Source organism: Bacillus sp. CPT56D-587-MTF (assembly GCF_058792335.1).
This window is the reverse complement of sequence record NZ_JBYTEF010000001.1, coordinates 4769541-4784351: the sequence shown is the minus strand read 5'-3', so window position 1 is coordinate 4784351 and position 14811 is coordinate 4769541. Positions and strand designations below refer to the sequence as shown.

Here is a 14811-nt window from a genome sequence, read left to right as displayed (position 1 = left end):
TATAACTGGAAAATATTTATAATTTAAGTAAAGATATCTTTACTTTTGAAGGTGGATCCTATGGGTGTGAAAAATAAAATAAAAGAGTTAAGAAAGCAAAATCATATAACACAAGTTGAAATGGCAAAGGCGATGCAGGTGACGCGGCAGACGATAGTGGCGATTGAAAATCATCATTACAATCCGAGTCTAGAGTTATCTTTAAAAATTGCCAAATATTTTGGGGTGAAGGTGGAGGAAATCTTTACGCTGGAGTAAGGAGAAAGAAAATAAATGATAAGCTTGAGAGATTTCAATTAGAGTAAACGTTTAAATATATAAGGATTGGTTTTGATTTATTAATTAGTATCGCATCAACGAGTGTGTTAGCAACAAGGAATAATAGATAGAAAAAGGGGAACTGGGATGGGATTACCGGTGTTATGTGTCGCTACAGCTATATTTTCGCTTCTTTGGGGAATGCAAAACTTTTCTCGTAATCCAGTGCCGAGTATTTGTATTATGATTGGTACTGTAGGTTTATCGTATTATTTATTATTATTAGCCCATTATCATAAAACGGCAACGAGTGTTGTTGTTGGAGCACTTATTTTATTTTGTGGGCGCGCCATACAAAAGGGGTTATTTCCATAAAAGCTGTTTATACATTTTGTATAAACAGCTTTTTGTATTTTTTTTACAAAAAGCTTGAAAGTTACGTAACGTCATCTTTTATAATGAAAGGGAAGAGGTGATGGTAGTGATTTCAATACAAGAATTGACGAGAGAAACAGGGGTTACAGTACGTACACTACGTTATTATGATCAAATAGATTTATTAAAGCCGAGCGGAAAAACAGAGGGTGGACATCGGTTATATAGTGAAAGTGACGTTATTCGTTTGCAACAAATTTTATTTTTAAAAGAAATGGGATTTTCATTAAAAGAAACTGCGAATATGTTAGTAAAAGGTGAGCTGGATTTAAAAAATTCGCTTGAAAAACAACTTCGGTTTGTACAGGAAGAACAAAAGAAATTTAATCGAATGGAGAGTGTTTTACAAGCAGTTGTTTATTCGGTAGATGTGGAGGGAGAACTCGATTGGAAAGTTATGTTTGAACTGATTCAGCTTTCGAAGCAGTCTCCTCGTATACGTGAAATATTTCAAAATGAAGTATTTTCAAAGGAAGAACAAAAATTGCTTCATAATTTACCAAACATGAGTAAGGAAGATCCGAATGTTTTAGAATGGGTAGATTTATTAAAGCAATTACGCACTTTTATGAAAGACGGTAAAGAAGCTGCTAGTGATGAGGTACAAGGGGCAATGAAGAGATTAATGCAGAAGTGTTTAGAAATGGCCAATGGTGATGAAGCGTTTTTAGATAAGTTATGGGAAGTTAGAAAATCGAAGGAAGATTCACAGAAAATGAGCATGTATCCAATTGAAGAAGAACTTTTAGTGTATATGGATGAGGCTTTTCGTATTTATGATGAAAGGGAGAAGGATAAATGAGCATACTCGCAGAATATCGTTGGTATTTTTTAATTGGGGCAGAAATTGTATTTTGGTTATCAGCTATCGGTTTCTTTTTACTTCGCTACGGATTCCGTTTGAAAAAGGCGAGTTTTATTATGGGAATTGTACTCCTCGTAAATGAAGTGTTTATTTTAACTTTAGGAGTAGTGGACTATTATCAAACAGGAAAGTTCTCTAACTTTCAAATTATTACTGTAATTATTTTATTGTATGCAGTTTTCTACGGGAAAAAGGATTTGAAGAAGCTTGATATATTTGCACAAAAATCAGTTGCGAAATGGCGTAATGAACCGGCGCCTATTATTGAAGAACAGGTAGAATTAACAGGCATGGCCTATGCAAAGCAGGAAATAAAAAATTGGGTATTACATCTTGTTTTATTCGTTGGTGTGCACATATTCTTTTTCTTCGCGTATGGATTTATTCCATTTGAACAATGGGGTAATTGGTTAGAATCGGGAATCGTTTTAAATAAAGCTGCAAGTCGCGTGAGCCAAGTGTGGGCGATTGTATTTTTAGTTGATACAGCAATTTCATTTTCATATGTGATTTTTCCGAAGAAGGAGAAAGGAAAAGAAAAGCTACTTTCATAGTTGAAAGTAGCTTTTCTGGTATACAAATAATTTTTATAGGAGAGGATGACAATAGAAAAAAGAATCAGCTGTATATGTCTATTTCTCTTTAGTTTAGTAGCATGTTCACCATCTAGCACTACAATTGATAAGAAGAATGATGTCATTGTAAAGGGAGTAGGAACTTCCAATCTAGATAAATTCGAACAGTTCGTTATGAACGTTGATCAAGGGGAAGTTGATAAAATAAGAATTGTACAGTATACCGATGAAGGTGACCCGGTTTTTCAAACGTTAGAGCATAGTGGGAAAGATATCCTTTATGTGTTAGATAGTAGACAAGACAAGTTTGCTGGTGACCATAAAGGATTACATAAAGATAGTTGTAAAAGTATTGTTAAAGAGCAGCGCGAATCAGAAAGTACTTATCGGTTAACAGATTGTACGAATGAAGATGGACGCAATGGATATGACTTATTATATGTATCAAAAAAATAGAGTTAGTAGAGGAAGGAAGTATTTACTCCTTCCTTTTTCTATGTGTATATTGTCGAAAACTTTACCGAATATCTGTTCGTTTTTTTAGGTTTTTTATAGGTATTCGTGGTAAAATAATAATACAGATTTTTATGAGGAGGTCGGATTTTCTTGGAACGTCAATTTGAAATTGTCTCAGCGTATTCCCCGCAAGGTGATCAGCCGGTAGCTATAGAGAAGCTTGTAGAGGGAATTAATAGTGGAAAGAAAAAGCAAGTGTTGCTTGGAGCAACAGGAACGGGTAAGACATTTACGATTTCAAATGTCATTAAAGAAGTGCAAAAGCCAACACTTGTTATGGCTCATAATAAAACGTTAGCAGGGCAGTTATATAGTGAGTTGAAAGACTTTTTCCCGAATAATGCAGTTGAATATTTTGTTAGTTACTACGATTATTATCAGCCAGAAGCGTATGTACCACAAACAGATACGTTTATTGAAAAAGATGCGCAAATTAATGATGAAATTGATAAATTGCGTCACTCGGCAACGTCTGCATTATTTGAACGGGACGATGTAATTATTGTTGCGAGTGTTTCGTGTATATATGGCTTAGGTTCTCCAGAAGAATACCGCGAGCTAGTTGTTTCGCTTCGAGTTGGTATGGAAAAAGACCGTAATCAATTGCTTCGTGAACTTGTTGATGTACAGTATGGACGTAATGATATTGATTTCAAGCGTGGTACATTCCGTGTGCGAGGAGATGTAGTTGAAATCTTCCCGGCATCACTTGATGAGCATTGTATTCGAATCGAATTTTTCGGTGATGAAATCGATCGTATTCGTGAAGTAAATGCGTTAACAGGTGAAGTATTAGCAGAACGTGATCATGTAGCAATCTTCCCAGCATCTCACTTCGTTACACGTGAAGAAAAGATGAAGGTCGCTATTGAAAATATCGAAAAAGAATTAGAAGAGCGTTTAAAGGAATTAAATGATAACGGCAAGTTGTTAGAAGCGCAGCGTATAGAACAGCGTACACGTTATGATTTAGAAATGATGCGCGAGATGGGATTTTGTTCAGGTATTGAAAACTACTCCCGTCATTTAACACTTCGTCCAGCGGGGGCAACGCCGTATACGCTATTAGACTATTTCCCGAAAGATTTCTTAATCGTTATGGATGAATCGCACGTATCAGTACCGCAAGTAAGAGCGATGTATAACGGGGATCAAGCGCGTAAGCAAGTGCTTGTGGATCATGGATTCCGTCTGCCGTCAGCTTTAGATAATAGACCGCTCACATTCGATGAGTTTGAAGAGAAAACGAATCAAGTTATTTATGTTTCAGCAACGCCAGGACCGTATGAGTTAGAGCAGTCGCCAGAAGTAATAGAACAAATTATTCGTCCAACAGGGCTTTTAGATCCACCAATTGATATACGACCAATTGAAGGGCAAATTGACGATTTATTAGGAGAGATTCAAGATCGTATTGCAAAAAATGAACGTGTATTAATTACGACTTTAACGAAGAAAATGTCAGAGGATTTAACGGATTACTTAAAAGATGTAGGAATTAAAGTTAACTATCTTCACTCTGAAATTAAAACGCTAGAACGTATTGAAATTATCCGTGATCTTCGCCTCGGTAAATTTGATGTACTTGTCGGCATTAACTTATTGCGAGAAGGATTAGATATTCCGGAAGTATCACTTGTAGCTATTTTAGATGCTGATAAGGAAGGGTTCTTGCGTTCAGAACGTTCATTAATTCAAACAATCGGTCGTGCCGCGCGTAATGAAAACGGCCGCGTTATTATGTATGCAGATCGTATAACGAAATCTATGGGAATTGCGATTGAAGAAACGAAGCGTCGTCGTAGTATACAAGAAGCTTACAATGAAGAGCATGGTATTACGCCGAAAACGATTCAAAAAGGCGTTCGTGATGTTATCCGTGCAACGACAGCTGCTGAAGAGACAGAAACATACGAAGCAACTCCTGCTAAGAAAATGACGAAAAAAGAGCGCGAAAAGACAATTGCGAAGATGGAAGCAGAGATGAAAGAAGCAGCAAAAGCGTTAGACTTCGAGCGTGCAGCTGAACTAAGAGATTTACTATTAGAATTAAAAGCGGAAGGGTGAAAAAAGTGAGTAAGAGCAAGGATTTTATCGTTGTAAAAGGTGCTAGAGCACATAACTTAAAAAATATTGATGTAACCATTCCGAGAAATCAGCTTGTCGTTGTAACGGGATTGTCTGGTTCGGGGAAATCATCATTAGCATTTGATACGATTTATGCAGAAGGGCAGCGCAGATACGTAGAATCGTTATCTGCGTATGCGCGCCAGTTTTTAGGACAAATGGATAAGCCGGATGTGGACACGATTGAAGGATTGTCACCAGCAATTTCAATCGATCAAAAAACGACGAGTCGTAACCCACGTTCAACTGTCGGAACGGTAACGGAGATTTATGATTACTTACGTTTATTATTTGCACGAATTGGTACGCCAATTTGTCCGAATCATGGCATTGAAATTACGTCACAAACAGTAGAGCAGATGGTAGACCGCGTTCTTGAATATCCTGAACGTACGAAATTACAAGTGTTAGCGCCTATCGTTTCTGGGCGTAAAGGTGCGCATGTAAAAGTACTTGAAGATATTAAGAAGCAAGGATATGTTCGTGTTCGCGTTGACGGTGAAATGCTTGATGTATCTGAAGATATTGCGTTAGATAAAAACAAGAAGCATTCCATTGAAGTTGTAATTGACCGTATTGTTGTAAAAGAAGGAATCGCAAGCCGTCTTGCTGATTCACTTGAAAGTGCATTAAAGCTTGGCGGGGGACGAGTGTTAATCGATGTTATGGGAGAAGAGGAACTTCTGTTTAGCGAACATCACGCTTGTCCGCATTGTGGTTTTTCAATTGGAGAATTAGAGCCGCGTATGTTCTCATTCAATAGTCCGTTCGGAGCATGTCCTTCTTGTGATGGACTTGGTTCAAAGCTAGAGGTAGATTTAGAGCTTGTTATTCCTAACTGGGATTTATCATTAAATGAACATGCGATTGCGCCTTGGGAACCAACAAGTTCACAATATTACCCACAACTTTTACAATCTGCATGTAATCATTACGGCGTTGATATGGATGTGCCTGTAAAAAATATACCGAAAGATTTATTTGATAAAGTGTTGTACGGAAGCGGGGAAGAGAAAGTTTATTTCCGCTATGTAAATGAATTTGGTCAAGTAAAGGAAAATGAGATTTTATTTGAAGGTGTTATTCCAAACATTGAACGTCGTTATCGTGAAACGAGTTCCGATTACATTCGTGAGCAAATGGAAAAGTATATGGCAGAACAAGCTTGTCCAAAGTGTAAAGGTGGACGCTTAAAGCCTGAGAGTTTAGCTGTATTTGTTGGCAATAAAACGATTGCTGACGTAACGAAGTATTCAGTTCAAGAAGTACAAGAATTCTTCTCGAATGTAGAGCTAACGGAGAAGCAACAAAAAATAGCTCATTTAATTTTAAGAGAAATTCAGGAGCGCGTTGGGTTCTTAGTGAACGTTGGTTTAGATTATTTAACGTTAAGTCGTGCCGCAGGAACTTTATCAGGTGGTGAGGCGCAGCGTATTCGTTTAGCGACGCAAATTGGTTCTCGTCTAACTGGCGTACTTTATATTCTTGATGAGCCTTCAATTGGTTTACACCAGCGCGATAACGATCGTCTTATTCGTACATTGCAAGAAATGCGCGATTTAGGTAATACATTAATCGTTGTTGAGCATGATGAAGATACGATGATGGCTGCTGACTATTTACTTGATATAGGGCCTGGTGCAGGTATTCACGGTGGACAGGTCGTTTCAGCGGGGACACCGGCTGAAGTTATGCAAGATGAGAATTCATTAACAGGGAAGTATTTAAGTGGTAAAGAGTTTATTCCAGTTCCACTTGAAAGACGTAAAGGTGATGGACGTAAAGTAGAGATTGTCGGTGCAAAAGAGAATAATTTAAAGAACGCGAAAATGTCATTCCCGCTTGGTACGTTTGTAGCGGTAACGGGTGTATCTGGTTCTGGTAAAAGTACGATGATTAATGAAGTATTATATAAATCGTTAGCACAAAAGTTATATAAAGCGAAAGCAAAGCCAGGTACTCATAAAGAGATTAAAGGTCTTGAGCATTTAGATAAAGTAATCGATATTGATCAATCGCCAATCGGACGTACACCACGTTCAAATCCAGCAACGTATACAGGTGTATTCGATGATATTCGTGATGTGTTTGCCCAAACGAATGAAGCGAAAGTGCGCGGATATCAAAAAGGACGTTTCAGCTTTAACGTAAAAGGTGGCCGTTGTGAAGCGTGCCGTGGTGATGGAATTATTAAAATTGAAATGCATTTCCTACCAGATGTGTATGTTCCGTGTGAAGTTTGTCACGGTAAACGATATAATCGTGAAACGTTAGAAGTGAAATATAAAGATAAGAATATTTCTGAAGTGTTAGGGATGACAATTGAAGATGGAGTAGAATTCTTCGCCAATATTCCTAAAATTAAGCGTAAACTTCAAACGCTTGTAGATGTTGGGCTTGGTTATATGAAATTAGGTCAACCAGCAACAACGTTATCTGGTGGGGAAGCACAGCGTGTGAAATTAGCTTCTGAATTACACCGTCGTTCTACAGGTCGTACGTTATACATTTTAGATGAGCCAACGACTGGTTTGCATGCGCATGATATTGCACGTCTTCTAGAAGTGCTGCAACGTCTGGTTGAGAGCGGTGAGACGGTACTTGTAATTGAACATAATTTAGATGTAATTAAAACAGCTGATTATATCGTTGACCTTGGACCAGAGGGCGGAGATAAAGGTGGACAAATCGTTGCTTCCGGAACGCCAGAGCAAGTAGTGAAAGAAGAACGCTCATACACAGGTAAGTATTTAAAAGAGATTTTAAATCGTGATAAAGCAAGAATGAAAGAGAAAATAAAAGAAGTAGAGTTATCGCAATAAGTTTATTGATGAAAACCGAGTGGAAATGACGCTCGGTTTTTATTTTACGAGGAAAAACTGGTAAGCATGTTAGTAGGTATACAAGCATGAAAGATAGAATAAGTTGATATAAGTGTTTGTATCATACTTGCGTTTATTATCTATTAGCGTATGATGAAATATATATGTTTAAAAGGATGTGTAACGAAATGAGATGGATTGTATCACTTCTTGTAAATAGCGTTGTGTTAATCGCTGTATCGGGACTTTTAAAAGGGATTGCACCAGATGCATTTTACGTAGCAAATATACAAACTGCAATTATTGCGAGTATTATATTGGCGGTTTTAAATGTGTTCGTAAAGCCATTTTTAATTTTAATTACGCTACCAATTACTGTTGTAACTTTCGGCTTCTTCTTAATTGTTATTAATGCGATTACGTTAAAAATAGCAGATTCATTATTAGGAGATGCTTTTAATATATCAGGATTTGGTGTAGCGATTGTTGCGGCAATTTGTATTTCAATTTTTAATATGATAATTGAAAAGGCAATTGTTGAACCTCTATATGAAAAAAAGAGAAAGTGACAAAAAGAAAAACATTTCATTATTCGTATGAAATGTTTTTTTCTATTTATTAGAAACCGTATTTCTTGTTTCCAGAAAAAAATGGTACAATATCCGATAGAATGGAATTTTACATCAAACGAGACTGAACCCGCAGCGGAGTGGAGGTTTATACATATGCCGAAAGTAAGGACAAAAGATTTAATTGAACAATTTCAATTGGAGTTAATCAGTGGTGAAGAAGGCATTCATCGTCCGATTGATACAAGTGATTTATCACGACCTGGAATTGAAATGGCAGGATTTTTTACATATTATCCAGCAGATCGTGTGCAGCTTCTTGGAAAGACGGAGCTTACGTTCTTTGACACGTTAACGTCAGAGCAAAAACAAGAGAGAATGAAAGCGCTTTGTACTGAGGAGACGCCATGTATTATTGTAACTCGTAATCAAGATGTACCAGATGAGTTATTACAAGCATCACGTGAATCAGGTATGCCTTTATTACGTTCTTCTCAAACGACAACTAGATTATCAAGTCGTTTAACAAACTATTTAGAAGGTAAGTTAGCACCAACAACTGCTGTTCATGGTGTGTTAGTAGATATTTACGGTGTTGGTGTTTTAATTACAGGTCAAAGTGGTGTTGGTAAAAGTGAGACAGCTCTTGAGCTTGTAAAGCGTGGTCACCGTCTTGTTGCGGATGATAGTGTAGAAATTCGTCAAGAAGATGAAGACATGTTAGTCGGAAGCTCACCAGATTTAATCGAGCATTTATTAGAAATTCGTGGTCTAGGTATTATTAACGTTATGACGTTATTCGGTGCAGGGGCAGTACGAAATTATAAGCGTATTACACTTGTTATTAATCTTGAAATTTGGGATCAAAAGAAAAATTACGATCGCTTAGGTCTTGATGAAGAGAAGATGAAAATTATTGATACAGAGCTTACGAAGATTACACTTCCAGTTCGTCCTGGTCGAAACTTGGCTGTTATTATTGAAGTAGCAGCGATGAACTTCCGTTTAAAACGTATGGGAGTCAATGCAGCACAGCAGTTCTCTGAACGATTAATGAGTGCAATTGAGTTAGGAAATCAGGAGTAAACTTTGGAGAGGGAGGTCATATACATATGCTGTTAGCTTCTGTACCACAGCTTGACCGTGTAGCTATCCAACTTGGGCCGTTTCCTGTGTATTGGTACGGGATTATTATCGGTACAGGTGTGCTATTAGGTCTTTGGCTGGCAACTCGCGAGGGAGAAAGGCTAGGTATTCCAAAAGATACATTTGTTGACCTTGTATTAATTGCAGTACCGATCGCTATTCTTTTTGCGAGAATGTACTATGTTATTTTTGAATGGGAATATTACGCACAAAATCCGAGTCAAATTATTAATATTCGTCAAGGTGGTTTGGCGATTCATGGTGGTTTAATCGGGGCTGTTATTACAGGTGTTCTTTTTGCGAAACGACGCGGACTTTCTTTCTGGAAGTTGGCTGATATTGCTGCACCAAGTATTTTACTAGGACAAGCAATTGGCCGATGGGGAAACTTTATGAACCAAGAGGCGCATGGTGATGAAGTAACGAGACAGTTTTTAGAAGGTCTTCATTTACCGGATTTTATTATTAATCAAATGTATATTGAGGGTGTGTACTATCATCCGACGTTTTTATATGAATCATTATGGAATTTTGCAGGCGTAATTTTACTACTTGCATTAAGAAAAGTGAATTTACGTCGCGGGGAATTATTCTTCACATATTTAATTTGGTATTCAGTAGGACGCTTCTTCGTAGAAGGCTTACGTACAGATAGTTTAATGCTAGGACCACTTCGTATCGCACAAGTAATGTCAATTGGACTTGTTGTTATTTCTATTATTTTCATTATTGTGAGACGAAAAATGGGGCAAGCTGATAAAAGATATTTAGAAAATTAGAGACAAGTAGCATCTTATTATAAGATGCTGCTTCTTTCATATTCAGGAAGGCGAAAGGACTAAGGCGATGAGAATAAATACAGTTTTATTTGATTTAGATGGAACTTTAATTAATACAAACGAACTTATTATTTCTTCTTTTTTACATACTTTAAATACATATTATCCAAATCAATATAAGCGTGAAGATGTATTGCCATTTATCGGTCCATCTTTGCATGATACTTTCAGTAAGATTGATGAAAGTAAGGTTGAAGAGATGATTACAAGTTATCGCGAATTTAACCATGATCATCATGATGAATTAGTAGAAGAATATGAAACTGTATATGAAACAGTTCGAGAGTTGAAGAAGCAAGGTTATAAAGTTGGTATTGTTACAACGAAAGCGAGACAAACCGTTGAGATGGGATTACAGTTGTCAAAGCTTGATGAATTTTTTGATGTTGTCGTGACAATTGATGATGTAGAGCATGTGAAACCACATCCAGAGCCACTTCAAAAAGCGCTTGAATTATTAGATGCAAAACCAGAAGAAGCATTGATGGTTGGGGATAATCATCATGATATTGTCGGTGGTCAAAATGCGGGGACGAAAACAGCTGCGGTTTCATGGACGTTGAAAGGTAGAGCGTATTTAGAGGCTTACAAGCCGGACTTTATGCTAGATAAAATGAGTGATTTGCTACCGATTTTGTCTAATATGAACCGTTCATAAAGGTCCAAGTAAGTTAGTAGAGGAGCGAGCTAAGTGCGACGGACAACGCGCTATCCTGTTTCAGGAGAAAATTCATTATGGAATGTGTATAAAACAGTGTCTTTTTGGAAGGTAATGAAAAACTTTATTATTATCCAAATTGCACGTTACACGCCATTTTTATCTGTGAAGAATTGGTTGTACCGCACTTTTTTACGGATGAAAGTAGGAAAGAAAACATCATTTGCGCTTATGGTAATGCCGGATATTATGTTCCCAGAAAAGATAACTGTGGGAGAGAATTCGATTATTGGCTATAACACAACGCTTTTAGCACATGAATATTTAATTCGTGAATATCGACTTGGGGAAATCGTCATTGGAAATGAAGTGATGATTGGAGCGAATGTAACAATATTACCAGGTGTGAAAATTGGAGACGGTGCGACTGTCTCAGCTGGCACACTTGTTCATAGAGATGTACCGAGCGGTGCTTTCGTAGGTGGAAATCCAATGCGTATTATTTATACGAAAGAGCAAATGACCGCCAGAGAAGGTTCATGGTGAAAATGTAACATTTCTCCTCTTTTTTTATGAATAAAAAGGAAATAATTGAGTATAATATACTGTTTTGTTTTTTACGGAATCGTTTATACTTATAGATAGAAGAATGTGTGAACGAAGAAAACAAAAAACTGGAGGATATATGGGGAAAAATCAAAGGATATATAAGGAGAACGGACAAGTTATCTCTTTTAATCAATTAGCGGACTTCTTTTATAAAAAAGGGATGAGAGCTTACAAAGGACAAAAATTGCAAGATGCAATTAAATATTTTCGAAGAGCGGCACAAAGTGAGAAGGAGCCGTTTATTTTATGTCAATTAGCAACAGTATTATCTGAGGCTGGTGAATATCAAGAGTCGAATCAAACCTTCTTAAAGTTAGTTAGATCTAATCCTGAACTTGAACAGTGCTATTATTTTATTGCAAATAATTATGCATATATGGGGTTATTTCAACAGGCGAAGAAATATGCGGATCGCTATTTAGAAGTTGCAAAAGAGAAGGAATTCGTAGAAGATACATTAGAACTTCTAGAGATTATGGAAGAAGAAGCAATGGGTGCGGAAGAGATTGAAGATGAAGATGATTTAATTGTTATGCAGGAAGAAGCGAATCGTTATATTCGTAATGGACAATTAGAAGAAGCAATTGCTACATTAGAAATTGTTACGAAAGATTATCCGGAATTTTGGTCAGGTTATAATAATTTAGCCATTGCACATTTTCAATCGGGTAATGTAGACAAAGCGCTGAAGTTAACAGAAATGATTTTAGAGAAAAATCCTGGTAATATACATGCGCTTTGTAATACACTTATTTTTCTATATTCAATTGGAGAGCATAAACAAGTAGAAGCATTAGCGGGACAGCTAGTTTCAGTATATCCAATTTCATTTGAACATCGTTTGAAACTGGGAACTACACTTGCAACAATTGGTTATTTCGAGCATGCATATAAATGGTTCAAACTATTAAAGCGTCAAGGATATGAGGGAGACGTTAGTTTTTATTATTGGTTTGCATATTCTGCTTATATGGTGAAAGATCAGCAACTAGCTGAAAAAATGTGGCAATATGTCGTGGAATTGCATCCTGATAAAAAGGGAAAAGAACCGTGGAATGCGCTGAATTTAGCAGATGAAGGACAAAACGTGTTATTTGAAGAATTACGAAAATCATTTCAGCAAAGTGCGACGCTAGAAGAACAAATGCTAGCTTTATATTTAATGAATGAATTGTCAACGCCGGAGAAGGTGGGATTCTTCTTTGATATAACGCAAGCGAAGAACGGTGTTCCCATCGTATCACAACTTGCAAAGTACTTCTTTTTACTTAATAGTCATAAGAGTATTCCAGCTGATTTACAGCAATTTGAGCAGTGCGCGAGAATCGCGGATGCATTATACAATTATACGAAAAAAGATGATGAATTAATTGAAGAGTGTTTACACTTTTGGTTTTGTACGTTCATACGTTTATATACATCTGGAGACATATTTACAAATGTGTACGGCTGGTCAGCTGCGATTGAATACATTGTACGCGGCGAACAAGGAAATAAAATGACACAGTCGGAGCTTGGAGATGTATATAATGTATCTGTAGCGACTGTCCGAAAGTATGTGCAAGCTGTTAAGCGTACGCACACATAAGATAAGCAAATCATTGGGAAAAAAATGATGCTAACAGTATAATGAGGGTAACTTAATTGTGTAGGAATGGATAGGAGTGAATAGTGTGTCAGAAGAAAAAATTTATGATGTCGTTATTATTGGTGCAGGACCAGCTGGTATGACAGCTGCAGTATATACATCTCGTGCAAATTTAAGCACATTAATGCTTGAGCGTGGTATTCCAGGTGGCCAAATGGCAAACACGGAAGATGTAGAAAACTACCCAGGTTATGAGTCTATTTTAGGACCAGATTTATCAAATAAAATGTTCGAGCATGCGAAGAAATTTGGTGCTGAATATGCATACGGTGATGTGAAAGAAGTCATCGATGGTAAGGAATACAAAACAATTATTGCTGGTAAAAAAGAATATAAAGCACGTGCAATTATCGTTGCAAGCGGTGCAGAGTATAAAAAAATTGGTGTACCGGGTGAAACAGAACTTGGCGGCCGCGGTGTATCATATTGTGCAGTATGTGACGGGGCATTCTTTAAAGGAAAAGAACTTATCGTAATTGGCGGCGGAGATTCTGCTGTTGAAGAGGGTGTGTTCTTAACGCGCTTCGCATCAAAAGTAACGATCGTTCACCGTCGTGACACGCTTCGTGCACAGAAAATTTTACAAGACCGTGCTTTCCAAAACGAAAAAGTAGATTTCATTTGGAACCACACGATAAAAGAAATCAACGAAGCAAGTGGTAAAGTAGGAAGTGTAACACTTGTGGACGTAAATAGTGGAGAAGAAAAAGAAGTCAAAACTGACGGCGTATTCGTATACATCGGTATGTTACCTTTATCAAAACCATTTGTTGAACTAGGTATTACAAATGAAAATGGTTACCTTGAAACGAACGAGCGTATGGAAACGAAAATTCCTGGTATTTTCGCAGCTGGTGATGTTCGTGAAAAAATGCTTCGTCAAATTGTAACTGCAACAGGTGACGGTAGTATTGCAGCGCAAAGTGCACAACATTACGTAGAAGAATTATTAGAGGAATTAAAAACTGTATCAGAAAAATAAGGGATAATATACCTTGTGAGAAGAAAGCTACCGACAGGAGCTTTCTTCTTTTTTTGTGTGAAAATGTCAAAGTTTTGTCAAAAAATATAAGGATTATAAGCTTTCTTATTGATATACTGGACTTTACGGAAAAAATCACTATAAGAAATGAGGAATTTATTCAGTATGGAATGGCGTAATATATATCGTGGATTTTGTATGGGCGTTAGTGATTTAATTCCTGGTGTGAGCGGCGGTACAATCGCTGTTGTGTTAGGGATTTATGAACAATTGCTTGCGGCAATTAGTGGATTCTTTAGTCGTGAATGGAAAAAACATTTAGGATTTTTAATTCCACTTGCAGCTGGTGTGGCAGCGGCATTTTTAACGTTAAGTCACGTTATTAAATATTTACTTGCAAATCATTATGAACCGACTCAATTTTTCTTCCTCGGTTTAATTATTAGTATATTACCGATGTTAATGAGGGAAGCTGATGCAAAGTCGTCGTTTAAAGGTAAGCACATCGTTTTATTAATAGTTGCAGCAATTCTTGTTGCGATTACAGCTTTCTTTAAACCAGATAAGGCAGCAGATCCAATTACGACGTTAACAATTTTAAATGCAATTGGTTTATTTTTCGCAGGATGGATGGCTAGTATGGCCATGCTGCTTCCTGGAATTAGTGGATCTTTTATTGTAACTACTCAGCTTCTTCAAATAAAAAAACAGGCCAAATACATGTTTCCGATTCGAAAACATGAAAAGAAAATACTCCAATCA

The 14811-nt window shown here is 37.0% G+C and carries 14 protein-coding genes and 1 pseudogene; all 15 read left to right on the top strand.

Features of this window, described 5'->3' with window-relative positions:
- Positions 1–60 precede the first annotated feature (60 nt).
- Entirely contained in the window at positions 61–258 is a 198-nt protein-coding gene (locus AC3WVZ_RS24755) for a helix-turn-helix transcriptional regulator (protein WP_000538364.1), read from the top strand.
- 147 nt (positions 259–405) lie between these two features.
- Positions 406–633 (top strand): hypothetical protein, encoded by a 228-nt coding sequence (locus AC3WVZ_RS24750; protein ID WP_000524139.1) that lies wholly within the window; start codon positions 406–408, stop codon positions 631–633.
- A gap of 100 nt (positions 634–733) precedes the next feature.
- Complete coding sequence (locus tag AC3WVZ_RS24745; RefSeq protein ID WP_031312723.1) at positions 734–1495, top strand: MerR family transcriptional regulator; 762 nt, start codon at positions 734–736, stop codon at positions 1493–1495.
- Positions 1492–2112 (top strand): hypothetical protein, encoded by a 621-nt coding sequence (locus AC3WVZ_RS24740; protein WP_000025211.1) that lies wholly within the window; start codon positions 1492–1494, stop codon positions 2110–2112. The genes AC3WVZ_RS24745 and AC3WVZ_RS24740 overlap by 4 nt, the downstream gene beginning before the upstream one ends.
- A 45-nt stretch (positions 2113–2157) precedes the next feature.
- Positions 2158–2589, top strand: coding sequence for a DUF4362 domain-containing protein (locus tag AC3WVZ_RS24735; RefSeq protein ID WP_000151273.1), 432 nt, complete (start codon positions 2158–2160; stop codon positions 2587–2589).
- Between the two features lie 150 nt (positions 2590–2739).
- Complete coding sequence (uvrB, locus tag AC3WVZ_RS24730) at positions 2740–4716, top strand: excinuclease ABC subunit B (RefSeq protein ID WP_000441059.1); 1977 nt, start codon at positions 2740–2742, stop codon at positions 4714–4716.
- 5 nt (positions 4717–4721) lie between these two features.
- Positions 4722–7598, top strand: a complete 2877-nt coding sequence (gene uvrA, locus AC3WVZ_RS24725; protein ID WP_233935545.1) for an excinuclease ABC subunit UvrA — start codon at positions 4722–4724, stop codon at positions 7596–7598.
- 188 nt (positions 7599–7786) lie between these two features.
- Positions 7787–8167 (top strand): phage holin family protein, encoded by a 381-nt coding sequence (locus AC3WVZ_RS24720; protein WP_001267308.1) that lies wholly within the window; start codon positions 7787–7789, stop codon positions 8165–8167.
- Between the two features lie 156 nt (positions 8168–8323).
- Positions 8324–9253 (top strand): HPr(Ser) kinase/phosphatase, encoded by a 930-nt coding sequence (gene hprK, locus AC3WVZ_RS24715; RefSeq protein WP_001127250.1) that lies wholly within the window; start codon positions 8324–8326, stop codon positions 9251–9253.
- Positions 9254–9279: 26 nt separating this feature from the next.
- Positions 9280–10092, top strand: a complete 813-nt coding sequence (lgt, locus tag AC3WVZ_RS24710) for a prolipoprotein diacylglyceryl transferase (RefSeq protein ID WP_000922849.1) — start codon at positions 9280–9282, stop codon at positions 10090–10092.
- A 67-nt stretch (positions 10093–10159) separates the two neighbouring features.
- Positions 10160–10810, top strand: coding sequence for a pyrophosphatase PpaX (gene ppaX, locus AC3WVZ_RS24705; RefSeq protein WP_001222403.1), 651 nt, complete (start codon positions 10160–10162; stop codon positions 10808–10810).
- A gap of 33 nt (positions 10811–10843) precedes the next feature.
- The gene (locus AC3WVZ_RS24700) at positions 10844–11356 is read left to right on the top strand and encodes an acyltransferase (protein WP_001255070.1); all 513 of its coding nucleotides are present in this window, start codon (positions 10844–10846) and stop codon (positions 11354–11356) included.
- A 139-nt stretch (positions 11357–11495) separates the two neighbouring features.
- Complete coding sequence (locus AC3WVZ_RS24695) at positions 11496–13007, top strand: tetratricopeptide repeat protein (protein WP_063246360.1); 1512 nt, start codon at positions 11496–11498, stop codon at positions 13005–13007.
- An 85-nt stretch (positions 13008–13092) separates the two neighbouring features.
- A complete protein-coding gene (gene trxB / locus AC3WVZ_RS24690; RefSeq protein WP_001288078.1) occupies positions 13093–14049 on the top strand; it encodes a thioredoxin-disulfide reductase in 957 nt (318 codons plus the stop codon).
- A gap of 165 nt (positions 14050–14214) precedes the next feature.
- Positions 14215–14730: pseudogene (locus tag AC3WVZ_RS24685) on the top strand (DUF368 domain-containing protein); the annotation flags it as partial.
- Positions 14731–14811: the final 81 nt, after the last annotated feature.

Coding starts and splice junctions, on each gene's coding strand:
- AC3WVZ_RS24745 (WP_031312723.1), top strand. CDS start 734: ATGGTAGTGATTTCAATACAAGAATTGACGAGAGAAACAGGGGTTACA.
- ppaX (WP_001222403.1), top strand. CDS start 10,160: ATGAGAATAAATACAGTTTTATTTGATTTAGATGGAACTTTAATTAAT.
- lgt (WP_000922849.1), top strand. CDS start 9,280: ATGCTGTTAGCTTCTGTACCACAGCTTGACCGTGTAGCTATCCAACTT.
- AC3WVZ_RS24755 (WP_000538364.1), top strand. CDS start 61: ATGGGTGTGAAAAATAAAATAAAAGAGTTAAGAAAGCAAAATCATATA.
- AC3WVZ_RS24720 (WP_001267308.1), top strand. CDS start 7,787: ATGAGATGGATTGTATCACTTCTTGTAAATAGCGTTGTGTTAATCGCT.
- AC3WVZ_RS24695 (WP_063246360.1), top strand. CDS start 11,496: ATGGGGAAAAATCAAAGGATATATAAGGAGAACGGACAAGTTATCTCT.
- AC3WVZ_RS24735 (WP_000151273.1), top strand. CDS start 2,158: ATGACAATAGAAAAAAGAATCAGCTGTATATGTCTATTTCTCTTTAGT.
- AC3WVZ_RS24740 (WP_000025211.1), top strand. CDS start 1,492: ATGAGCATACTCGCAGAATATCGTTGGTATTTTTTAATTGGGGCAGAA.
- AC3WVZ_RS24750 (WP_000524139.1), top strand. CDS start 406: ATGGGATTACCGGTGTTATGTGTCGCTACAGCTATATTTTCGCTTCTT.
- hprK (WP_001127250.1), top strand. CDS start 8,324: ATGCCGAAAGTAAGGACAAAAGATTTAATTGAACAATTTCAATTGGAG.